Origin of the sequence: Pedobacter nyackensis (assembly GCF_900176505.1) — a bacterium.
In the GTDB taxonomy this organism is placed as follows: Bacteria; Bacteroidota; Bacteroidia; order Sphingobacteriales; family Sphingobacteriaceae; genus Pedobacter; species Pedobacter nyackensis.
In genome coordinates, this window is sequence record NZ_FWYB01000003.1 from 73,984 (window position 1) to 99,016 (window position 25,033).

A 25,033-nucleotide genomic window follows, 5' to 3' on the forward strand; every position below is an offset into this window, starting at 1 on the left:
ATGTTACAAACAAGAGTAATTCCATGCCTCCAACTAATTGGAGATAGTTTAGTGAAAACGGTAAAATTTAAAAAACCGGGCTATATTGGTGATCCAATTAATACAGTTCGGATCTTTAATGAGCTTGAGGTTGATGAACTTTGCTTCTTGGATATCAGGGCGACCCTTGAAAATAGAAATCCAGATTTTGATATACTTCACCAAATTGCTGATGAATGCTTTATGCCTTTAGCTTATGGAGGAGGGGTGAAGGACGCAACAACGGCACAACGAATATTATCTATTGGTTTTGAAAAAATAATTATTAATAGCGTGATTCTTCAGAGGCCAGATATCATTGGAGAAATTGCAGCACATTCTGGTGTCCAGAGTGTGGTTGCATCTGTTGATGTGAAAAAGAACATCTGGGGAAAATACCAGGTATTTAGTCAGGATGGCACAAAAAAAGAAGATAAAGATCTGATCTCCTGGGTTCAAAAATTAGAAGAACTTGGCGCAGGAGAAATTTTGTTGACATCTATGGATAAAGATGGTACATGGGAAGGCTTTGATATCGAGTTGGTTAGACAGGTGACGAATTCTGTTTCCATTCCTGTGATTGCGAATGGAGGTGCTGGTAGTATTGCCGACATCGAAAATGTCGTGAAACAAGCACATGCCTCTGCCGTAGCATTAGGAAGTATGGTTGTATATCAAAAGAAAGGCCTTGGAGTTCTTGTTAATTTTCCTGATAAAGAAAAATTAAGCAATGTTTTATCATGAAAATTGCATTAGTTGGGAATTTAAATAATAATTTTAGTTCAATCGCCAGATATTTACTGGATGAAGGTTTAGACGCATCTCTATATAGATTCGAAAATGAACCGGATCATTTTGCACCCGAGCAGGATATGTTTATAAATGTGCTTGCGGATCGAACGTATATTTTACCTTTCTGTAAGACTATCGATATTTTTAACGGTAATTTGAGATCACTACGATTAGAATTTGATAAATATGATCTGGTTATTGGTTGTGGATATTTACCTGCATGGTTTAGTAAAATAGGTAAAAGGCTAGATGTCTTTATTCCTTATGGATCTGATATTTATAGCGCTCCATTTTTCAAATTCACACTTAACCCTAAATATTTTATAGGAAATTTAATTTTCAGCAAACATCAGAAAGAGGGGATTCGAAATACATGCTTTACTATGTTGGAAATCCAATCTGATCTTACGGAGCATCAAATATTGAAGATTGGCTTAAAAGGTAAAAGAGTCAAAACCTCCGTTCCAATGATTCACCTGCCAACATATCAAAATATTTCTGAAGAAAACTTAAAAAAACTACAGTTTTACCCACAGTATAAAGCATTGCGGGAAAAGTACGATTTAATCATTTTCCATCATTCGCGCCATTCATGGTTTAATCCTGAGGATTTAAATGAACAAAAAGGGAATGACCGTTTGTTTAATGGGTTTGCCCTGTTTTTAAAAAATAATCCTGAGTGCAAAGCCGCAATTATTACACTTGACTATGGAAAGGATGTAGATAAGTCCAAAGAACTGATCTCAGACCTGGGAATTGCCAAAGAAGTTTATTGGTTTCCCAAGCAATCGAGAAAAGAAATCATGGTAGGAATCAGTTTTGCAGATATTGTAGTTGCTGAACTTCATGGGGATTATAACTTATATGGAACGGTGGTAGAAGGCCTTGTTTGCGGAAAGACCATTATGCAATATAGAGATGAAAATAAGCATAGGAACGCTTATGATAAAGGTTTGCATCCGGCGCTTATTGCAAATAGCCCTGAAACAGTATATGAGCAACTTTCTATATTTAATAACAATAAAGCATTCTATGCTTCCGAGGGCCTAAAAGGACTTAGTTGGTATAAAGAGAACATTGTTCTACCTTTTAAGGAGGCTATCAATTATATTCTTAAACAAAAAAATGAGCGATCAAATTAATAAATTAAGATCATCTAATACTGCAGGTCGGTTTAAATTGTTGATGAAAGATTCTTTTGTCTTCGGTGGATTAAGTGCGTTTACCAAGTTTTTTTCTCTTTTTTTAACGCCCATTTTAACCAGACTTTTAACTAAGGATCAGTATGGTAGCATGGATATTCTCAACCCGATAATGGGAATTGCTGCGACTGTAATTATCTGCGGTATGGACAGCGCCGTTGCCAGGTTCTATTATAAAACAGAAGAGGTTGCTGAAAGAAAACAGATCATCAGTAATGGGTTTTGGGTACAGATCATTGTTAGTTTATTTGTAACAAGCTTGCTGTTTTTTTTTAAGAAGCCTTTACTGGAATGGTATTTAGGTGATAGTTATCATCCTGTTCAGGAATCCTACCTGAATATGATCATCTTAATTATCCTTTTTTCGGCACCGATTAGATATGCACAAAACCTTTTAATTTGGATTTTTAAACGAAAGCAATACGTTATCTTATCCGTAGGTTATATCAGCTCAAATTTCATTGGGATGATTGTGGCGATCTATTTATATGAAGATAAGGTTCTTGGCGTATTTGTAGGACAGGTGATCCCTGCTTTGTTTTTTGCAGGCATAGCACTTTTTTTTATTAAGGATAATCTTGCTTTCAAGATCAATAAGGAAGTCTTATTTCCAATGCTTAAATATGGGGCGCCACTCTTAATTGTGGCTTTTATTCCCGCATTAGTCCCGTCTCTGGATAGATTTATGATCAATAAATACCTCGGTTTATCGCAAGTTGCTACTTATGGGATTGGTTACAGGGTTGCATCACTGATAGCAATTCCGATAATGAGCATAAATACTGCATTGGGACCTTTCATGCTGGCATTACATAAAGAGAAGAATGCAGAGAAGCTGTTCAATCTACTTGCCTATTGCATTATTATTTTTATTTCCATCTTGATAATGGGAATGGTAATTGTTGCACCCTACATAATTAAGATTTTGGCTACTTCCGCGTATCTTCCCGGACTAATCGTAGTCATACCACTAAGTTTTTATTTTTTAACTGAGATGCTTAGGTCCATTGGTGCCGTGGGGATAGATTTGTCTATGAAGACCTATTGGAATTTGATTCTGTATCCTATCGCATTATTGATTTTATTTAGTTTGCTAACCATAATGACTAAACATTTTGGTATTGTCGGCGCGGCTAATGCACTGATGGTTTCTTCTCTTTTAAGTTTTTTAATATTTACTTTTGTAGGTACACAGTTATACCCTTTTAAATATAATCTATTCAAAAAAGTTATGGTTTTGGTATTTGCATACGCATTTTCATTATTAATATTAAATTTTGGACATTTATTGGGTAATACACTAGCTTTTATCACGCTTTTTACATTTGTAATCCTGTCCTATAATTTATTTTTAACAAAGGCTGAAAGGTCACAAATAGTTTCAGTTATTAGAACAAAATTCCTAAATAAAGGATGAAAGTAGCTTTTTTTATATTTCATCTTAGAAGTGGTGGCGCTGAACGTGTGATTACAACTCTTGCAAATAACTTTGTTAACAGTAATAATGAAGTAAAGATATATACTGTATCTGAAGAAGCTTCTTTTTATCCATTAGATGAAAAGGTAATGCATGTTAAATTTGGTTTAAGGTTTTTGGGAGTTTTAAGAAAGCTTAATTTCATCAACAGCCTGCTGTCCTTATACACGAATCTTAAAAAAGATCGTCCTGATGTTCTGATTTCTTTTATTGATAAGAACAACTTAATGGCAATTATTGCATGTCTGATGCTTAAAATACCTGTGATTATATCAGAAAGGTCAAATCCGGAAAAGTATAATCATGGAAAAGTGCTCATGCTTGGCTTTAAGCTTTTATATAAAAAGGCGAGTCTTATTGCACTTCAGACAAATGCTGTAGCTAAGAGTTTTTACAGATTGAATATTAAACTTCCTGAAATTGCTGTTCTACCCAATCCTCTTGGTTCGGGGTTTATAGATAACAATATCTCCATCAATAAAAAGAAAGTGATTTTGTCTGTAGGAAGATTATCTCAGGAGAAAGGACATGATATTTTATTGAAGGCCTTAACCGGAATCAAACTTGAGGGATGGATCGTAAAGATTGTGGGTGATGGACCTTTATTCCGTCAGTATCGGGAATATATTGATAACCATGGTTTATCTGAATTTGTAAGTCTTGAGGGGCGGAAAACAAACGTTGTTGATTATTATGATGAGGCAAAGATATTCGTCTTGCCATCAAGATTCGAGGGATTCCCAAATGCGATAGCAGAGGCCATGTCAAGAGGTTGTATGGTAATCTCTTCTGATTGTGAATATGGACCTTCGGAAATCATTAATCAGGGAGTGAACGGCTTTTTGTTTCCTTTAGAGGATGCAGAATCGTTAAGGACCTACATAAATGAAGCATGCAATACTGACGATGCGATCGGAATTTCTAACCAGGCTTTAAATACAGCAATGAAATATGACGCAGATATTATCAGCCGGGAATGGATGAACATTATAGAGAAGGTGGCTAAATGTTAAACTTTAATGAGATCATATCCTTATTAATAAGTATCTCTGTGCTTACATTCCTTTCAACAATCATTTTGTACTATTATACGAAACGATTTTTTTTCTCTGTTTCAGTTTCTATTATTAAATATGCCTTTTGTTTTATTTATTTTGTATTGTGGGTTCAATATCGTCCGATAATTCTTTTAGATGATCAGACATATTACGAACAATCTATTGTAATTTTCGAAAAAGCAAATGGCTCACTGACTTATCTTTTTAGTTTTAAGAACATTGCATTCATATCTTCTTTAGCAGGAGGAACTCACTTTGGTTATTATATTTACAACTTTATTTCGTTCATTATATTTGGACAAAATTATTATTCTCCAGTTATATTAAATATCCTTTTTTCTGTTATTACGGGGATTATAATTTATAAGACCTTATTGTTGGCTAAATTGGATAAGAAGTTTTGCATATTTTTTCTCCTCTTTTTTTTATTACACTGGGATATTTTAAGTTGGTCTAGTTTTATAAACCTAAAAGATATATTGGTTTTATTCTTTGTGGTATGGGCTTTAAACTGTATGATAAGGTTAAAAGAAAAAGGGAATCGATTATTCCTGATACTGAACCTCCTGTTAATAGGTACAGTTTTACTATTCTTTCGCTTCTATCTGGTTTATTTTCTTATTGTATCAGGAGTTGTTTATATGGTAATTACACAAATGTATAAGGTCAAATCCAGATGGACTGGTGTAGTTATGAGATCTCTAGTTTTAATTGTGATGCCAGTTTCCTTTTATCTTGTTTTTATAAAAGTATTTTCAGCTTCTCTTGCCGAAATAGGTGGGGCGACTAATGTTGTATCCGGGTTTATTAGATTTATTTTGACTCCCCTGCCATTTTCAATCGAAGAGAATTATTCGTTCTTGTTTATAAGTTCGTTGTTACATTGGATGATGCTACCTTTTATAATCTATGGAACTTATCTCTTCTTAAAAAGATATTTCATTTCTTTAATGCCTTTTGTAATTCTGGCATTGTTATTATGTGTTTTCTATGGCTCATTTGGCGAATTACAAGGACCAAGGCATAGGGTGCTCCTGTTATATTTCGTCTCATTAACACAAGCCTTATCGATATATGAGTTTTTAATATTATTAAGTAAATCAAAGCAAAAAATATGTGTGGAATCTTTGGAACAACAATAAAATATAAAGAGGCTGATATCTATGATAATAAGCTTGAAACGATGCGCCAGCGAGGCCCCGATTTTAGCAAACATATAGAAATTAATAATAAACTTGTTTTTGGCCACAACCGTTTGGCAATAGTTGATCTGGACGAGCGGTCAAATCAGCCCTTTGTCTATCAGCATATTTCCATAGTATTTAATGGGGAAGTATATAACTTTTTGGAGCTTAAAAGAGAATTAATTGAACTGGGTTATCATTTTGAGACTACCTCTGATACTGAAGTAGTTTGTGCGGCATATCTTGCATATGGAGAGAATTGTGTAAACCATTTTAACGGGATGTTTGCTTTTGTAATCTATGATCCAACGATGGAAATTCTGTTTGGAGCAAGAGATCGACTAGGCAAAAAACCTTTTTATTACTATTTGAATGATTCAGGATTTGAATTTGCGAGCAAGCTTTCTGCAATAGAAATAGGTAATGAATTGGAAATTGATTATGAATCACTAACACGATATCTATATTGGAATTACATTCCGGAGCCTTATAGCCCGTATAAAAAAGTTCATAAGTTACCGTCAGCGACCTGCTTCACATATGATTTAAATTCCAGCGTTTTTGAATCAAGGCTATATTGGGATTTACCCAATGAAAATAACGTCACTTACTCTGATTTTCAGCAGGCAAAGACAGATTTGAAAGGCGTATTGCAAGATTCTGTTAATATTCGTATGATCGCCGATGTTCCATTAGGTGTTTTTTTATCGGGTGGCGTGGATTCTTCGTTAATAGCCGCTATGGCCCAGCATAATAGCCCTAAGCCTATTAAGACTTTTTCAGTTAAGTTTAGTGAAAAGGGTTTTGATGAGAGTGTATATGCGAAAAAGGTTGCCGATATTTTAGGTACTGATCATACGGAAATACAATGTTCTTATGAAGAGGGGATCGATTTTATAAAGAATTTTAGTAAATACTATGATGAGCCATTTGCTGACAGCTCTGCAATTCCAACTCTTTTGCTTTCTAAATATACTAAGGAGAATGTAACAGTGGCATTGTCTGGTGATGGGGGAGATGAAACATTTTTAGGATATAATATCTATGATGTGGTTCAAAAAAGGAAGAAAATTTACCAAATTCCCTTTGCACTAAGATCTATGATTGCAGTTGTCTTAAAATATTTACCCGGTATCCGTTTTCAGATCATCGCTCGTGGACTCAAACTGAAAAATATCCGGGAATTTTATTTGTACTATTTTAAGACACTAAATACAAAATGGATCTTAAAGAAAGAGCATGATCCAAAATACTTATCTTATTTAAATAACAGTAAGAAGAATTTGCTAGAGGCTATTTCAGATTTTGATACAAAATCATATATGAACGGTGATTGTATTACAAAAGTAGAGCGAGGAAGTATGGCTTTTTCACTTGAAGTTAGGTCTCCTTTAATGGATTATAGAGTATTGGAGATTGCCAGGAAAATGCCTACCAATTTCAAATATGGAGATGATGGGAATAAGAAAAGAATTTTAAAGGAGGTACTTTATGATTATTTACCTAAGGAAATTTTTGAACGTAAAAAAGCAGGGTTCAGCATGCCACTTGGAATTTGGTTTAAATCGACCCTAAAAGATTTTGTAATGGAAACTTTTAGCAACGAGAATCTGAAGCTTGTTGAGCCTTTAATTGATAAACGCGAGTTTATGAAGATTGTTGAACAGCACATGAATGGCCAATGGGATCATACACCTAGAATTTGGAAAATGCTAGTTTTAATAAATTGGCTAAAAAGGAAAGATTATGCTTAGAAGAGGATTTTATCTGTTGTCGTTCTGGATAAAAGGAGGGGTTTTTTATGCAAGGCGGATGGGGGTTACTGTAGGTGATAACTGTAGAATTTATACGAGATATTTTGGAAGTGAGCCTTTTCTAATTTCGATTGGAAATAACGTGACTATAACAAAGGGCGTTTCTTTCATTACCCATGATGGTTCTCTTATATTATTTAGTGATGAAAAAGGTAGAAGATATAAGTATCAGAGAATTGATATCGGTAATAATGTTTTTATTGGTTTAAATAGCATTATTATGCCAGGTGTTAAAATTTCTGATAATGCCATTATTGCTGCTGGAAGTGTTTTAACTAAGTCTGTTCCAGAAGGTTCTATCGTTGCAGGTGTGCCAGCTAAAATTATAGGAAATTTTAATGAATTAAATGACAGATCATTAAAAGAATGTATTAGCGAAGTTGATATTGATTTTGACGAAAGCTATAAAAATCGGATACTTAAAGTTGCTGACTTAGATTTTAAACCTTATTTAAAAAGATAGTATAAATGAAAGTAGCCGTATTTTTACCTTCAGGAAGTTTAGGTGGAGCAGAGCAGGTCTTGTTGCAGATCGCTAATGCCTATGCAGAACGAGGAGTGGTTGTACATGTTTATCTGCTGACCAACTTAAAGGCCGATGATTTTAAAAAGCGCTTGAGAGATAATATTAAGTTAATCTGTTTTGAAACAGGCAGGGAATCCATTGGAATCTTTAAGTTTTTTATGCATTTTGTTAGAACGTATAATAATTGTGAATTTGACTTTGCTTATTCTTCTCATGTACATTTGAATGCTTTTGTTTCAGTCCTTAGAAAATTCTCAGCATTACGGATTAAAAAGCATATAGTCCGTGAATCGACTTTGATATTTAACAGATTTACGGGTTATAGACTTAAACTTTTTAGTTTTTTGTATAATATTGGTTATGGTAAAGTCGATTTAATAATATGTCAGACGGAACTGATGAAAGCCCATTTGGTAAGAAATAAGCCCAAGTTAAATACAGAGAAAACGGTGGTTATTAATAATCCCATCACACCGCTGAATGCTAATGTTAAGTTTTCAAATCCATATGTAGGAAAGCAGTATATTGTTTCCGCAGGAAGGTTGATTCCGGAGAAAGGGTTTGATCTTTTAATTAAGGCTTATCAAAAGACTCTTGTACAGTTTCCTGAGCTTGAATTGGTCATCTTAGGTGAGGGAAGCTGCCGCTTGGCTTTAACAGAGCAAATAGAGAAAGCTGACCTGACTAATCGTGTTCACCTGCGGGGCTGGACTAACGATGTGTATAGTTATTTTAAATACGCAAAGGCATGCGTTGTAGCATCGAGGATTGAAGGCTTTCCAAATGTCTTATTACAGATGATGACGGTAAATAATTCTGTGGCTTCCACTCTTTGTGCCGGAGGCGTAGATGAAATTGAAGGAATCCATACCTGTATGGTAAATAATGTAGATGAGCTAAGTAATGCGATTTTATTGGCATTGAGGACAGATCAAATAGAAACCAGAAAACTCTTTGATGCTTTCTTAGATAAGAATAATATTATTACATATATCAGAACTATTGAGCAGAATGTAAATTAGGCCATTATGGCCTAATTTACATTCTGCTTTGAATAAGCTGATCAATTGTCCTAAAGAGAACTGAAGGAATCAATGCAGGATAAATAAATGAATTGTTGAAATCATGAAAACAAAAGCAAACATTACCTTATTAATTTCTTTTTCAAAGGGGACTTTAGTTGTGGCACTCCTTTTTTTTATGACCATCCCTGTTTTTAGTCAGATTGGGCTTAACGTGAAAAAATATGGAGCTAAGGGTAATGGTATAAATAATGATACTAAGGCAATACAACAGGCTATTGATGAGGCAAAGAAAAGGAATACAAATGTCTACCTGCCTGCCGGTACCTATATGGTGACTAACCTGTCCATTCAATCTAGTATGTCAGGGGAAAAGAATACCATCATAAAAAAAATAAGCAACGCTGATGAAAAATATACTTTTTGTAACATCAGAAATCAGCGGAGTCTAATGATAAAGGATATCATCTTTGATGGTAATGTCAAATTGGATGCTAAGAAGGAGCCTGTAAGAGGAGCTATTCCATTATTTATTTTCACGAGTAATAATATTGAAGTCTTAAATTGTGCTTTTAACAATTCGGCTATGAGTGGAATTCGCATAGAGGGTTCTCAATTTATAAAATTAAGCAATTGTACACAAACGAATAGTTATGGCGTTTTTGGTGACGGCTATTACATTGATAGTAGCAATAATATAGACATTAAATCCTGCAAAGCTAATAATTATACCCGCATAGGTTTTGTGACAGATAGAGATACTAAAAACGTTAACTTTTTAAATTGCATTGCAACCAATGGTTCAAATGCGTCCATTTTAAAAGGCGGAACTGAAAGTAATGCAGGGTTTTGGTTTGAGCTATCGGCGTATATTACGGCAACGAATTGTATTGCTAAAAATAATATTCATTATGGGTTCGTTGTGACTTCTGGCATTTCAAAAGAAAAGATTAATAATGCAGCCTTTGTCTCATTCAATCTTAATGGTTGTAGCAGTACCAACAGCGCAGTGGGTTTTAAGTTAACTTCGGCGGGTAATGCAGTGAATACAAGGCTTCACAATTGTCAGGCGAATCAGGTTATGACGGGTTTTGTGGCTGCTTCTAATGATGTTAATGATCGATTTTATTTCACGAACTGTTCTGCCTCATTGCTCCCATCAACATCGGGCAGCGTAAACGATGCCGGTTTTATGTGGGAAAGTAAGTCAAATGTTAATGCTGGGCAAATGCCTTTATTCAGTTATACGAATTGTTATATAAAATATATTGAACCCGTTTCATTGAAAAAGTTATTTGATAGGAATACGAATAATGCTGATTTGAGTACGTATGGCGGAGGTACGGCTAGGATTTTAATAGATAATATGAAAAATTCTTTGCCAAATAGTGGTCCGGTTATAAAGGCAATAAAAGGGAACCCTTTCATTGAAATTAAAAATACAAAAGCAGACCTAAGATTTATGGTTAAAGGTCAAAATGTCAAAATTCAATAATGAAGAATATTTTATTTTTTTTTTCCAGTACACTGGTCGGAGGTGCTGAAACTAATATTCTTAAAATCTCTAGAGAATTATCTCTCGATGGGTATCACATTTATTGGTGCTACTTAATGGATGATGGGCCACTTCTGGACTTAGTAGATTTTGAATTGAAAGATCATTTAGAAACAGGTTTATTTTATAAAAGCCCAATGGCCTTTTTTTCAAAGTACAAGGCTTTTATTGAAAAGAACGAGATTGATGTAGTACTTAATTTTGGTCTGAGAACGGAAATTATCTCTCGATTGGTTTCTAAAAAATTTGGTGTAAAAAAAATGGTTTCCAATATTAGGAGTACTGATGATTGGAGAAAATGGTACCATACCACTTTAGATAGGTTGACAAAATCATCTGTTGATTTGTGGGTTTCAAATAGCATCGCAGGGAAAAGAATTTTTCATAAAAGGGAACGGATTTCTGAAGATAAAATTAAGGTGATCTATAATTTTTATGAGTCTCCTGAAAGCCATGAAGTACAAATAAATTTAATTAAACCCGGTATTTTGAAAATTGGAATATTGGCAAATATTACCAGAGAAAAGGGATATTTTGATTTAATAGATTTGTCTAAAGAATTAGAGTCGATGGGAATTGCACATCAGTTTACTTATGCTGGTATAGATAAACTCAATGGAGCGTTTGAAGCGGAACTTGAAAAGAATGGTTTGTCAGATAAATTTGAATACATGGGATATATTAAGAAAAAGAAGACTTTTTTTGATCAAATTGATCTCTTTTTATTACCTAGTTATCTCGAAGGGATGCCAACTGTAATTCTGGAAGCAATGGCATTCAAAAAGCCTGTGATTTCAACAACTGTGGGTGGAATTCCCGAGTTAATTGACAATGGAAAAAACGGCTATTTATGTCCTCCTGGTAATATCAAATGCTTTGCTCAATCTATAGAATCTGTTTATCATGGGAAATCAGTTTCTTTTCAGGAGGAGTGTGAGCAAAGACTGAAGGAGTTCTCCAAAGAGAGCATCATGACGAAGTGGAAAGAGGCAATAACTAATTATTTATAATATTTTGAAAGTTCTACACGTAGTTAATATTTCTTTTGTAATTCCTTATTACCTTGGCGCTCAAATAGATTATTTACAGCAAAGAAAGATAGACATTTTCATTGCCTGTACACCTTCGGAACATCTTTTTGAATATGCTAACGAGAAGGGGTTTATTCCGCTTGGAGTCTCAATTCTTAGAGAGATTAGTGTTCTGCAAGATCTGAAAGCAGTATGGACGTTGAGGAAGTTAATTAAAAAAGAAAGGATAGACATTGTGATAGGGCACACCCCTAAAGGGGCGTTAATTGGGATGTTGGCTGGTTATTTAAGTGGGACAAAGAAGCGCATTTATTTTCGGCATGGCCTCGTCTATGAAACTTCTAAGGGGCTTAAACGTATCGTATTAAAAACCATAGAGCGCTTTACAGGGTTTTTATCTACTAAAGTAGTTTGCGTCAGTCCCTCTGTTTTAGAGATTTCAAATCGAGAAAAGCTTAGTAATAGCTTGAAAAACGTAATACTCAATAAGGGAACCTGTAATGGTCTAGATGCTGAGGGGACTTTTAACCGGCATCTTGTCTCAGACACTGCCTTGAAACAGTTGAAAACAAAGTATCTCCTGGAGGATAATGATCGGGTTATTGGATATGTTGGAAGATTGGTTAATGACAAAGGAATCTGTGAATTGATTTCAGCCTGGCAGGAAATATGTAAAGAACATAATCATGTAAAACTTTTATTGGCAGGCCCGTTTGAGCGGCGCGATTCTATTGACGATGCTACTAAAAAGGTTATTATGGAAGAACCCTCGATTATACATACTGGTCTGATAAGTGATGTTGTTACCCATTACGCTTTGATGGATATTTTTATTTTACCGTCTCATCGTGAAGGATTCCCGACTGTAGTGCTTGAAGCATCAGCTATGGAGTTGCCCGTAATCACTACCAATGTGACTGGTTGTCGCGATGCCATTGTTCCAGGGGAAACGGGCCGTTTTACAAATATAAATCCAACAGCCATAGCAGAGAATGTTGGATACTATCTTGATAATTTTGAGCAGGCGAAATTAGATGGGATGAATGGACGTAAATTCGTTATTTCTAATTTTAATCAATTGGGAATCTGGGAAAAAATAGAGAGGGAATTAATACGATAAATACAGAAAGTTTAAATAAGTAGACCAAGAATTATATTGTAAACAGCGCCAGGGTAAAAGAGGTTTTAGGAGTTGATTGCTATTTTTGTGCTAAGGAAGGTTTAAAAATTATAGCTTCATCTTTTTTTATGTAATAATAAATATGAACAGCAACAATAAGATTTTAGTATTCGGAGGAATAGGCCAGCTTGGTCAATGTATCCAAAAGATCAGCATAGAGAGAAATTACGATCAAATCGTATTCTTAGATGAAATAGCAGGGAATATATTAGACCAAAATCTATTAAGAAAACTATTTACAACAAAAAAGCCTCAGTTTGTTATAAATTGTGCTGCATATACCGCTGTGGATAAAGCAGAAGATGAAGTGCTACTCTGCGAAAAGATCAATAAAGTAGGTGCCGAAAATTTGGCAAAGTCTTGTGCTGAATTTGGTGCTACACTGATCCATGTATCTACTGATTTCGTTTTTGAAGGAAATGTTCCTAAATTATTAAATGAGACAGATGAAACAACACCGATCAATGTTTATGGTAAGACTAAGCTGGAAGGGGAATTGGAAATCTGCAAAGTCTTAGATGCATATTATATTTTAAGAACGAGCTGGTTGTACTCAGAATTTGCCAGCAACTTTGTGAAAACAATGCGTAAGTTGGGTAGTGAACGTGATGAACTAAGTGTAATTGTTGATCAGGTTGGTACGCCCACCTATGCCATTGATTTGGCTGCTACGATTCTAGATATTATAGAAACAGATAGCGGTGCTTATGGTACTTATCATTACAGCAATGAAGGGGTAACTTCCTGGTATGATTTTGCCAAAGCTATTTTTGATATCAGTGAAATCACTGTAAAACTCAATCCAATTCCCGGATCGGCTTATCCGACAAAGGCAGTTCGTCCGGCATTTTCTGTAATGGATAAAACAAAGATTAAATCTACATTTGGTATTGAAATTCCTTATTGGAGAGATAGCTTAGTTAGATGTATTGCAAAATTAAATTAATGGAATTTAGGTCATAATGAATGTTTTAATTACTGGATCTACAGGATTCGTTGGAAGAAATCTTCTTGGTTATTTAGCTCTCATTAATGGAATAAATATCAAAAGATTAGATCTTAGAAAGGTGAATTGGGAAATAGCTGATGCAAAAGCAATTATCCATCTTGCCGGTAAAGCACACGATTTAAAAAAAACAGCTAATCCTGATGAATACTATCAGGTCAATTTCGAATTAACTAAAAAGTTGTATGATGCTTTTTTAGATTCTGATACTGAGAAATTTATTTTTATCAGCTCAGTAAAGGCTGCTGCTGATGTCGCTAAGGATGTTTTAACCGAAGAAATTATACCTAATCCCCAAACTCATTATGGTAAATCCAAATTGATGGCGGAGGAATACATCCAAAATCAGCCCTTACCGGCAGGTAAAACCTATTACATTTTAAGGCCTTGTATGATTCATGGCCCTGGTAATAAAGGGAATCTTAACCTTTTGTACAAATTTGTGCAAAAAGGAATTCCCTATCCACTAGCTGCTTTTCAGAACAGACGTTCATTTTTAAGTGTAAAGAACCTGTGTTTTGTAATTAAAACCATGCTGGAGAAGGAAATTCCTTTTGGTATTTACAATGTAGCCGATGATGAAGCTTTGTCAACTAATGAGGTGGTATCGATACTGGCACAATCAATGGATAAAAGACCTAAGCTTTGGGCAGTTCCATCAAAATGGATTCAGTTTGTAGCCAAGATTGGCGATAAAATTAAACTTCCTCTGAATACAGAACGCTTAAATAAGCTGACTGAAAATTATGTGGTAAGTAACGCTAAGATGCATCATGCTTTAGGGGAAGGAATGCCGTTAAGTGCTCAGGAGGGTTTGAAAATTACAGCTTCTTCATTTGGAAAACTAAAACTATAGGGAGTCCATATTTGATTTATAGAATGAATGCGTATAAAAACCAAGATTAGGTTTACCTTTGAACCCAAAATCTCATAAAATAGAATGCTTTATTTAATATTAATCGCCTTAATGTTTATTGTAATGGTGCTGTATTTCAAAATCGCAGATCATTACAACATCATTGATCACCCCAATGAAAGAAGTTCCCATACGGAAATTACGATCCGTGGAGGGGGAATCATATATCTTTTTGCTGCACTTGCAGCGCTAGTACTTCATACTGAATTCTGGTTGCCGGTTCTCGGCATGCTCATTATTGGAGTTATTAGTTTTATAGACGATCGTATTTCCCTGTCTAATAAAATCAGGTTGTTTTTTCATTTGGCCGCAGTTACCCTGCTTTTTATCTTTCTAAATGTGTTCCAGCTTTTTCCAATATGGTTGAGCATTATCCTTTACGTCTTTGTAATAGGAATCATCAATGCTTATAATTTTATGGATGGGATTAATGGCATTACCGGTATATATAGTCTGGTGGTGCTTGGGGGATTACAGTATGTAAATTATAACATTACCGAATTTATTGAGCCCGATATGATTTGGATGCCGATTATGGCTAGCCTGGTGTTTTTGTTTTTTAATTTCCGTAAAAAAGCGAAATGCTTCGCGGGAGATGTAGGAAGTGTAACCATCGCATTTTGGATCATATTCCTGCTGCTAAAATTGATGATACAAACAGGAAATTATGCCTATATCTTATTCCTAGCTGTATATGGTGTTGACGCTATTTTTACAATCATACATCGATTGATGCTCAAAGAGAACATTTTTGAAGCGCACAGGCTACATTTCTATCAGATTTTGGCCAATGATCAGAACTGGGAACACATATGGGTTTCGGCTATCTATGCCATGATACAATTGCTTATTGTAGCCATTGTTATTTTAGTTCCGTTTAGTTTTGAGCTACTCTTTTTGTTGACGACCCTACCATTAGTACTCGTTTATATTTATTTGAAGCCAAAATTGATGTTTAAGATAGATTAAGAGCGAAAACCACGATTATTAAATTTTACCCAATACTAGGGATTCAATTTTGGTTTAATTATTGTTAGTTTTGCCAAGGTCATTTTACTGAAGGAGTATGTTTACAAAACTACAAATTGTATCTCGCTGGGTTATTTTTACAATTGATATTTGCTTAAGTATCATAGCACTGCTATTTGCAGTGATTCTGCAGCGTAATTTTGTAGTCACCGGAATGGATTTTATTGCCTTCTACAAGGCAGTAGTAATGATGGTGGTGATTAACTCCCTGGTGTTTTTTAGTGTTAAAACCTATGCCGGAATTGTAAGGTACACTTCGGCCCAGGATTCTTTCCGGATCCTGTTTTCGGTAGTGCTGAGTTCATTAATTCTCTTTTTTTCACATGCAATTACCATTGTGGTAACCGGCCATCAGGTGATTAGCAGTGTGGTCATCGTGATTTATACTTTATTTAGCTTTCTCTTGCTTATTACCTATAGGGTAATTGTAAAGTACTTTTTTATGTACATCAAGAATGCCAATCTGGATAAGCGCAGGATCATCATTTATGGAGCCGGTGAAGCAGGGGTGGCTACAAAAAGAACTTTTGATCATGATGCTAAAGTAAACAAAACCATCATTGCTTATGTGGATGACGACGTCAGAAAAGTGGGTAAAACCATTGATGGGGTAAAGATTCTGGATGCGAAAGAACTGGAACATTTAATTGTAAAGCATGAAGTAGATGAGATCATCTTTGCATCTTATACCATTCCTTCAGAACGTAAGAACCAGATTGTAGACATCTGCCTGGAAAATGAAGTTAAGATTTTAAATATTCCATCCCCTGAAGTTTGGGCAAGAGGAGAGGTAACCACTGCACAAATCCAGAACATTAATATTGAAGACCTGCTGAATAGAAAGACCATTGAAATAGACATTGATGCGATTCAAAACCAGTTAAAAGGTAAACGGGTTTTAATAACCGGCGCTGCAGGCTCTATCGGTAGTGAAATTGTAAGGCAGTTGTTAAAATTTGAAACCGGTCTGATCATCCTTTGCGATCAGAGTGAAACTGCCCTGCACAATATTTATCTGGAATTAGAAGCAAATCATGTCAATACCAATTTTCATGCCTTTATAGGTGATGTGAAAGATATGAAACGTATGCAGCATTTATTTGAGACTTATAAGCCTCACTACGTGTATCACGCCGCTGCATATAAACATGTGCCTTTGATGGAAGATAATCCGGCAGAAGCCATTAAAACGAATGTGATGGGTACTAAAACCATTGCCGATCTATCCGTTAAGCACGGTGTACAAAAGTTTGTAATGATCTCTACCGATAAAGCGGTAAACCCAACCAATGTGATGGGCGCGTCGAAAAGAATTGCTGAGATTTATGTGCAATCTTTAAACCGATCATTGAATACGCCTGATTTTATCTTTTCTAATGGCCTGAGTTATTTAAATGATGGGAACGTTAAGGCGGTTACCAAATTTATCACCACGCGTTTTGGTAATGTATTGGGCTCAAATGGTTCGGTAATCCCACGCTTTAAACAGCAGATAGAAAATGGTGGACCTGTTACCGTAACGCATCCTGAAATTACCCGTTATTTTATGACCATCCCGGAAGCTTGTCGATTGGTACTGGAAGCAGGTTGTATGGGTAAAGGTGGCGAGATTTACGTATTTGATATGGGTAAATCGGTAAAGATTGTAGAGTTGGCCAGGAAAATGATCCGTTTGGCAGGTTTGGTGCCGAATCAGGATATAAAAATAACTTACTCTGGTTTAAGACCGGGTGAGAAACTATTTGAAGAATTGTTAAATGATAGTGAGAGCACCATGCCTACGCATCATGAGAAGATCATGATTGGCCAGGTGCGTGAATATATTTTTGATGATGTGGAAACTCAGATTTATCAATTGTTACAACATGCCGTTTCGAACAATACAAGGCAGGTGGTAAAACAGATGAAGTTAATCGTTCCTGAGTTCCTGAGTAAAAACTCTGTATTTGAGGAATTAGACGCCCAGATAGAGGTTGAAGAAAAACCCTGAAAATGAAGAAAATCCTTATGATGGGTGTGCTGGCTTTAGCATTCAATAGCCTAAAAGCGCAGACACCTAATGTAAACATACCCTACTCTTACCAATTTTATCAGAAGCTGAATAAATCAGTATATGATGTAAACAGTCGCTCGCACTCTGCGATTAAGAGTTTTTATGCTGATGATTCTTTACTAGTCAATCGTTATGAAGGCTTAATGCAAATGGGCGTTGATTCCTTAAACAAACGTTCATGGGTTCGCAGAAAATTAACAGAAGAACATTTGTTTAATTTTAAAGGTGAGGATTATACGGTGTATGCTGATTTTCTTCCCGATTTTCAAATTGGTCGTGATTTTAAGAACAGCAGCACGACCTGGAAAAATACCAGGGGCTTCCAGATTGGTGGTACGGTAGGAGAGAAGTTCTCTTTTTATACCAATGGTTTTGAAAACCAGGGCGTATTTGCCAACTACTTAACTGATTTTATCAATACCAATCAGGTGGTGCCAGGTGAGATGAGTGGTAAGTTTGGTAAAGAGACCAAAGACTGGTCATACGTTACTGCTTTATTATCTTATACGCCTAATAAGCATTTAAACATCGCATTAGGTTACGATAAGAATTTCATAGGTGATGGTTACCGTTCTATGTTATTATCTGATGTAGCGGCTAATTATTCCTTTTTAAGGGTAAGAGCTAGCTTAGGTAATGTACAATACCAAACCATATTTGGTTACATGCTGGATCCGGGAGCAGAAAAGCTAACCACCGACAGGCGTTTAGGCGATAGAGGTAAATGGGCTGCCATGCATTATGTGGATTGGAATGCGACCAAGCGTTTCTCTATCGGGTTTTTCCAGGCGGTAACCTGGGCTGATGCTGAACCAGAAGGTAAGCGTGGTTTTGATTTCAACTATGTACACCCTTTCATTTTCTTAAGGCCTGTTGAAGGAGCTAATGTGAATTCTCCAGATAAAATGCGTTTGGGTATCAACACCAAATATGAGATTCTGGATAAAACCACTTTGTATGGTCAGTTCATGATCGATGAGTTTACAGCAAAAGAGTTTTTTAGCAATAAAGGTTATTGGGCCAATAAATGGGCTTTACAAGTAGGGCTTAGAGGCGCGGATCTATTTAAAATAGAAAATTTGAATTACCTGGCAGAGTTTAATACCGCCCGTCCCTATACTTATGCGCATTTTGAACGTATATCTAACTATGCCGCGATGAACCAGCCCTTAGCTCATCCGCTTGGTGCGAACTTTAGAGAGGTGCTGGGGATGTTGAATTACAGTTATAAAAGGTTTGATCTGCAAGGTCAACTGATGTATGCCAGGTATGGACTGGATCCTGATGGTGCGAATTACGGAAAGGATATTTTTAAAGATTACGATACAAGATCAGTAGAGTATGGTAGCCATGTTGGTCAGGGTATAAAAACTGATCTTTACTTTGCAGAAGGTCGTGCTTCTTATCTGCTCAATCCAAAATATAACTTACGCCTGGAACTTGGCGGGGTGCTAAGACGAGAGGTTAATGGTGTTAAAAATACCAACACAGCCTTGTTTACTTTCGGCTTGCGCAGTACGTTTAGAAACTTGTATCAGGATTTTTAGTCTTCTTTGCTTTTCATAAATATTTTTATATTGTAGTACATATTAACAAAAAAATATCTCATTTTTGTTGCATCACTATGGCAATAAACGATTTAAGTAAAGACCTTGCTCCGATATCTTCCAACACAATGGCAGATATTGTAGAGATCAAGCTAAGAGAATATTTGAAAAAGAAGTCCTTCCGTCCGGGGGATGCATTACCTAAGGAACTGGAACTGGCTGAGGCATTGGGCATCAGCAGAAACGTTTTACGCGAAGCGCTGAGCCGACTAAGGATGCTCGGGATGATTGAGACGAAGAAAAAAAGAGGGATGATTCTGGCTCGTCCGGATATCCTTGGTTCTTTTGAACGTGTGCTGGATCCCCTGATTATAGATAATAATACCCTGCAGGATATTTTTGAGCTTCGCCTGGTCCTGGAGATGGGGCTGGCAGATCTGCTGTACATCAGAAAAACAGATAAGGATGTTGAAGAACTGGAGAACATTGCAAAGAAAGAAGCAAAACTGGATGAGTCCTTCCGCATTAAAAGTGAGATTGCTTTTCATGGTAAACTTTATGACATGACTGGCAATGATACCTTGAAAAGATTTCAGATTATGCTCATGCCTATTTTTGACTATGTGCTTACCCAGGAGAAGAAACCAATCAGAGGGAAAGTGAACCATATGGATCTGGTTCAAATTTTAAAAACCGGCACAAAAGAAGATTTTAAAATCGGAATGCAGGCACACCTGCAACCACATTTCGACAGAATAAATAAAATAAAAACCAATAAGTAGAAAATATTTTCTTGTTTGAAAGCCCTTTTAAGGGCTTTTTTTGTTTCGTAACAGGATTGTCACCTAAATTTAATTTGTAATTTGATAAAATAGTTCACACATTTGATATGTAGTACATAAATACTAAACCAAATATCAAATTTTGTATGATGAACAAAAAAAACATGCTTTGGCTGATAGGTATATTTTTACTTTTCGCCTATAGTAGTTATGCCCAAAAACCGGTTACAATTACTGGTACAGTAACCGGCAATGGTTCGGAAACGCTTCCTGGCGTTGGGGTTAAATTAAAGGGCAGCACCACAGCCTCTACCACAGACGTTAATGGGAAATATGTGATTCAGGTTCCGGATGGTAAAGGAACACTGGTTTTTTCCTATATCGGTTATGATACCAAAGAGCAGGCAGTAAACGGTAACACGGTATGGAATGTAAACCTGCTGTCGAATGTTAACGCACTGGATGAACTGGTCGTTATCGGCTACGGAGAGCAGTCGAGGACTACCCTGACGACTGCTGTATCCAAGATTAGTGCGCAGGAATTTAAAAACGCACCGGGAACCAACCCCCTGATGCAGCTGCAAGGAAAGGTAGCCGGACTTTCCCTTCAGATGTCGAACGGACAGCCTGGGGCAACACCACAGATTTTTATCCGTGGTGGGAGCTCAACTTCTCCTGAAGGTGATACACCACTAATCATCGTAGATGGGATAGTAGGTACATCCAGAAATATAGTTGACCTTAATCCTGATGACATCGAATCTATGCAGGTGCTTAAAGATGCGGCATCAACAGCAATTTACGGTGCCAGAGCAGCAAATGGAATTATCATCGTAAAAACCAAATCCGGCAGACAGGGAGCTACGCAAATAAATTTTAAAGTGTCATCGGGCGTAGATGTTCAGGCAAGCCAATATGATTTTGCCAGTGCAAGAGACTACGTGTACACCTCCCGCAAAAATATCATGAATTACAATAAGAATAATCCTGATTTTTTCCTTACTGGCGGCCGTTATGGCATGTCGACCGGCAACCCCAGGGATTCCAAAAACACATTGGAGTTTTTAGATACTTACATTCAGAATTATGGTCAGGAATATGTATCCTCCTTAATCGCAAATGAAGGTTGGGAAACCATGACAGATCCTGTGACCAACAAAAAGCTGATTTTTAAGGAAACAAATTACCAGGATGTATTTTTTCAAAATGCCTTAAAAATGCAGTACGACCTGAACCTGTCTGGAGGTAATGAAAAAGCTACTTACTACTTTGGTGCAAGTCATTCTGATCAGAAAGGAATAGTGCTGGGCACTGGCTATAAAAATTACAATGCTTTATTTAACGGTACTTATAAGCTAAGCAACAAATGGAGTTTAAATGCAAATGTTGCTTACTCCATCAGCGACAACGATTCGCCGACCAGTTATTTCAACTCCTTAAGCAGATCTGTCCTGATGCCTTTTACCTACAGGCTAAACTATGAAAGCGGATTACCTGCTCCGGGAGAAGGTATTGCTTCTTTTAGAAACCGTAATCATGAAGTGTATTATAAGGAAAATAATAACGACATTAAAGTTTACAGAACAACTTTAAGTCTTGGTGCCAAATGGGATATTTTGCCTGGCTTGAGTTTTGCCCCGACAGCCTTTTTGAATACAAGTGAAGGCATAGAGAATCGTTTTGAAGCCTTTAATGAAATTGTTGGAACCAGGCCGGTGAGTGCCAACCATAATTTTTTCAAAAAGATACAATTAGATGGGGTATTGACTTATGATAAAAACTTAACACCAGATCACCACATTAATGCTATCGTTGGTACCAGTTACACCAATGACTATACTTATAGCATGTCGGGTTCGGGAAACTCTGCACCTACCGATTATATCCCAACCTTAAATGCAACGGTAGCGACTACACAAAGGGTTTCCACCACGAAAGTTACTGATGTTGTGGATAGTTATTTTACCAGGCTGACCTATGACTTCAGAAAGAAATATCTGTTTTCGGGTAGCTTAAGGTATGATGGCTCTTCACGTTTCGCAGATCAACATAAAAGAGGATTTTTTGCTGGTGCTTCGGCCGGATGGAACGCCCATATGGAGGATTTCTGGCAACCCCTGCAACCTCTTGTGTCTACATTTAAATTGAGATCGAGCTGGGGACAAACCGGAAACGATGCCTTAACTATCGGCGATTCGCAGGGTGCTTATGCGACCGGCTATAATTATATGGGACAGGTTGGAATATTAAATACGGTGTTGGCAAATGGCAATCTGGTATGGGAAACTACTTCATCATTTGACGTAGGTGCAGACATGGGTTTGTTCAACAATAAACTCACCTTAGTGCTCGACTACTATAACAAAACTACATCCGACAGGTTGTTTGCCAAACCGCTGACCGCTACCACTGGTTTTACTTCTATAACCAGTAATTATGGCTCCATACGTAACCAGGGCTTTGAACTGGAACTGGCTTTTAACCCGGTTAAAAATCAGAATTTCTCCTGGAATACGGCTTTTAATTTCTCTTTTAACAGGGGGACAGCGTTGGAATTGCCGCAGAATGGGGAATATAAAAACAGGATTGGTGGAAATTATGTGTTCGATCCCGCAACGCAAACTTACATGAAAGTAGGAGGAGTGGCCGAAAATGAGCCTTATGGTCAGCGCTGGGCCTATAAGTCATTGGGGGTTTATGCAACAGATGCCGATGCAGCTAATGCACCTTATGATCAGGAAACAGGCGGGCGACAAAAGTTTGGCGGCGATGCAATATGGGCTGATTTAGATAATAACGGCCGTATTGACAACAATGACATGATTTTTATGGGGCTGATAAGACCAGACAAAACCGGGGGGATGGTAAACACCTTTAACTATAAGGGACTAAGCATGCGTGTGGTATTGGACTATGCATTTGGTCATGTGATTGACAACAACTTCAGGGCTAAAACTAACGGTAGTGCCCGGAATAACAACATGATGCTGAAAGATGCACTGGGACCTGATGCTTGGAAAGAACAAGGTGATGTGGCAACGATACCTAGATATACGGTACAGAGTGATGTGGATTATAATTTCAGGAACCATTTGCGCTTCTCCAATTCAATAGGTAACGACGCTGACGGCAGTAACAACTCCTTGTACTATTCGAAGGGCGATTACCTGGCTTTTAGAGAGGTGTCATTCGCTTACTTCTTCAAGCCTAAGTTTTTAGGGAAGACTTTTATTAAAGGGATTGAACTTACCGCGGGTATTTACAACATCGGTTACTTAACCAAATACGACGGGTTGAGCCCGGAAATTTTTACCGGCAGGGATGAAGGGAAATATCCCAGACCAAGACAGTATAGCTTCAGCTTAAATATGTCACTATAATTTAAAGCGCATAAACATGAATACATATATAAAAACCATTTCGCTGATCGCAATTGTATTTTTCACAGGGGGCTGTAAAAAAGTGCTCGATGTGAAGCCTGTTTCGAGTATAACCAGTGCCAGTTATTGGAAGTCTGAAGGTGATGTTACCGGTTATTTAACCGGGATATACACAGATTTCAGAGCTTCTGTTAATACAACTTTTTACATGGAAGACAGGGGCGATACTTTTAGTCCTGGCCTGGAATCTGGCTTGTCTAGTGCATGGCAACATAACCTGACTTCCTCAAACGCACCCAACTGGATCAATTATTATAACTTGATTCACCATTGCAATCTGGTAATCAAATATGGTAACATCATTTCATTTTCAAATGGCAATAATAGAAACAGGGCATTGGCTGAAGCTCATTTCATCAGGGCATTTACTTACTTCTGGTTGTTGCGCTCCTGGGGTGATGTGCCAATCGTACTGGAGCCTACAGAAAGTGACGATGTTGTACTTCCTTCCAGAGCACCACAAACGCAGGTGATGGACCAGATCCTGAATGATGTGAACCTGGCGATAACCTTATTCCCTGAAGCCGGCTTTGTAAATAAAAGCCGGGCATCGAAACCAGCAGCTTATGCCTTAAAAACGGATGCGCTGTTGTGGAAGGCTAAAGTGTTGGGCGGAGGTGATGCGGCACTTAATGAAGCGGTTACGGCGGCTGATCAGGCTATGGCAAGTGTTTCATTGGACCCTGTTTTTGCAAACATATTTTCGACCACCACTAAAAACGGGCCGGAGATTATATTTTCGCTGTTCTTTAAGAAGGATGAGAAATCTGATCATTACGGCAGTACGCTTAAACCAAGGGATTTGTTTGTTTTGGATGCTACGAACGTGAATGACATTGCTTTTTCCAGGACCGGTGCAAGGAGTGCTTATGCGCCAAGTGCAAAGTTCAGGGCCTTATTTACCAATGCCGCTGATGTGCGTAAAGCGGGTTCTTATATTGTCGCTGCTGCTGCTAACGGAAGTACCATCGGTATTTTTGACAATAAGTTTAGGGGAACCGCGATCGCTGGTGATGACAGGTATTGGGAAAACGATATTATTGTTTACAGGCTGGCCGAAATCATATTGTTTAAGGCTGAAGCGCTGGCGGCATTAAATCGGGTGCCGGAGGCAATTAATGAACTGAACAAGGTTAGAAACCGCGCCAAGATTGGCGACTACCCGGGATCTATAACAAAGCTTGCTGTAGAAACTGAGATTCTGGACGAGCGTTTCCGGGAGCTTTATCTGGAACTTAAAAGATGGCCTGATTTGATCCGTTTTCACAAAGCAGGAACGATAAACATTTATAATGAAGTACCTAATTTAGGTGCTAAAGGGAACATGCCGCTCTTTTTTCCGATTCCGAGAACACAAATAGATCTGAATCCTAATTTAATTCAAACGCTGGGCTATTAATT

The 25,033-nt window shown here is 37.0% G+C and carries 18 protein-coding genes; all 18 read left to right on the forward strand.

All coding sequences use genetic code 11. The features are described 5' to 3' along the window. The 18 genes from B9A18_RS08470 to B9A18_RS08560 all read left to right on the forward strand — a co-directional run bounded on the left by B9A18_RS08470 (position 1) and on the right by B9A18_RS08560 (position 25,031). Positions 1–762 (forward strand): AglZ/HisF2 family acetamidino modification protein, encoded by a 762-nt coding sequence (locus tag B9A18_RS08470; protein ID WP_084288849.1) that lies wholly within the window; start codon positions 1–3, stop codon positions 760–762. Next, a complete protein-coding gene (locus B9A18_RS08475; protein WP_084288850.1) occupies positions 759–1,952 on the forward strand; it encodes a glycosyltransferase family protein in 1,194 nt (397 codons plus the stop codon). Before B9A18_RS08470 ends, B9A18_RS08475 begins: the two co-directional genes overlap by 4 nt. Beyond that, on the forward strand, positions 1,936–3,429 hold the full coding sequence (locus B9A18_RS08480) for a lipopolysaccharide biosynthesis protein (protein ID WP_084288851.1): 1,494 nt from the start codon (positions 1,936–1,938) through the stop codon (positions 3,427–3,429). The genes B9A18_RS08475 and B9A18_RS08480 overlap by 17 nt, the downstream gene beginning before the upstream one ends. Then, positions 3,426–4,502: a glycosyltransferase gene (locus B9A18_RS08485; protein WP_084288852.1), complete on the forward strand. Its 1,077-nt coding sequence runs from the start codon at positions 3,426–3,428 to the stop codon at positions 4,500–4,502. The genes B9A18_RS08480 and B9A18_RS08485 overlap by 4 nt, the downstream gene beginning before the upstream one ends. Before the next feature lie 1,159 nt (positions 4,503–5,661). Beyond that, complete coding sequence (gene asnB, locus B9A18_RS08495; protein ID WP_084288854.1) at positions 5,662–7,485, forward strand: asparagine synthase (glutamine-hydrolyzing); 1,824 nt, start codon at positions 5,662–5,664, stop codon at positions 7,483–7,485. Beyond that, positions 7,478–8,008 (forward strand): acyltransferase, encoded by a 531-nt coding sequence (locus B9A18_RS08500; RefSeq protein ID WP_084288855.1) that lies wholly within the window; start codon positions 7,478–7,480, stop codon positions 8,006–8,008. Before asnB ends, B9A18_RS08500 begins: the two co-directional genes overlap by 8 nt. A 5-nt stretch (positions 8,009–8,013) precedes the next feature. Continuing rightward, positions 8,014–9,093, forward strand: a complete 1,080-nt coding sequence (locus B9A18_RS08505) for a glycosyltransferase (protein WP_084288856.1) — start codon at positions 8,014–8,016, stop codon at positions 9,091–9,093. A gap of 103 nt (positions 9,094–9,196) precedes the next feature. Continuing rightward, the gene (locus B9A18_RS08510; RefSeq protein ID WP_084288857.1) at positions 9,197–10,588 is read left to right on the forward strand and encodes a glycosyl hydrolase family 28-related protein; all 1,392 of its coding nucleotides are present in this window, start codon (positions 9,197–9,199) and stop codon (positions 10,586–10,588) included. Then, complete coding sequence (locus B9A18_RS08515) at positions 10,588–11,658, forward strand: glycosyltransferase family 4 protein (RefSeq protein ID WP_084288858.1); 1,071 nt, start codon at positions 10,588–10,590, stop codon at positions 11,656–11,658. The genes B9A18_RS08510 and B9A18_RS08515 overlap by 1 nt, the downstream gene beginning before the upstream one ends. A gap of 4 nt (positions 11,659–11,662) precedes the next feature. Continuing rightward, the gene (locus B9A18_RS08520; protein WP_200816333.1) at positions 11,663–12,799 is read left to right on the forward strand and encodes a glycosyltransferase family 4 protein; all 1,137 of its coding nucleotides are present in this window, start codon (positions 11,663–11,665) and stop codon (positions 12,797–12,799) included. A 142-nt stretch (positions 12,800–12,941) separates the two neighbouring features. Then, positions 12,942–13,805, forward strand: coding sequence for a dTDP-4-dehydrorhamnose reductase (gene rfbD, locus B9A18_RS08525; RefSeq protein ID WP_084288860.1), 864 nt, complete (start codon positions 12,942–12,944; stop codon positions 13,803–13,805). 16 nt (positions 13,806–13,821) lie between these two features. Continuing rightward, a complete protein-coding gene (locus B9A18_RS08530) occupies positions 13,822–14,721 on the forward strand; it encodes an NAD-dependent epimerase/dehydratase family protein (RefSeq protein WP_084288861.1) in 900 nt (299 codons plus the stop codon). 84 nt (positions 14,722–14,805) lie between these two features. After that, positions 14,806–15,750, forward strand: coding sequence for an MraY family glycosyltransferase (locus B9A18_RS08535; protein ID WP_084288862.1), 945 nt, complete (start codon positions 14,806–14,808; stop codon positions 15,748–15,750). A 97-nt stretch (positions 15,751–15,847) separates the two neighbouring features. Further along, on the forward strand, positions 15,848–17,800 hold the full coding sequence (locus tag B9A18_RS08540) for a polysaccharide biosynthesis protein (RefSeq protein ID WP_084288863.1): 1,953 nt from the start codon (positions 15,848–15,850) through the stop codon (positions 17,798–17,800). A 2-nt stretch (positions 17,801–17,802) separates the two neighbouring features. Beyond that, entirely contained in the window at positions 17,803–19,410 is a 1,608-nt protein-coding gene (locus tag B9A18_RS08545; RefSeq protein ID WP_084288864.1) for a gliding motility protein RemB, read from the forward strand. A 77-nt stretch (positions 19,411–19,487) separates the two neighbouring features. Further along, positions 19,488–20,192 carry a FadR/GntR family transcriptional regulator gene (locus B9A18_RS08550; RefSeq protein ID WP_084288865.1) on the forward strand — a complete coding sequence of 235 codons (705 nt, stop codon included), beginning with the start codon at positions 19,488–19,490 and terminating at the stop codon, positions 20,190–20,192. 146 nt (positions 20,193–20,338) lie between these two features. Next, positions 20,339–23,572 carry a SusC/RagA family TonB-linked outer membrane protein gene (locus B9A18_RS08555; RefSeq protein ID WP_144009437.1) on the forward strand — a complete coding sequence of 1,078 codons (3,234 nt, stop codon included), beginning with the start codon at positions 20,339–20,341 and terminating at the stop codon, positions 23,570–23,572. Positions 23,573–23,588: 16 nt separating this feature from the next. Next, positions 23,589–25,031 (forward strand): RagB/SusD family nutrient uptake outer membrane protein, encoded by a 1,443-nt coding sequence (locus tag B9A18_RS08560; RefSeq protein WP_084288867.1) that lies wholly within the window; start codon positions 23,589–23,591, stop codon positions 25,029–25,031. Positions 25,032–25,033: the final 2 nt, after the last annotated feature.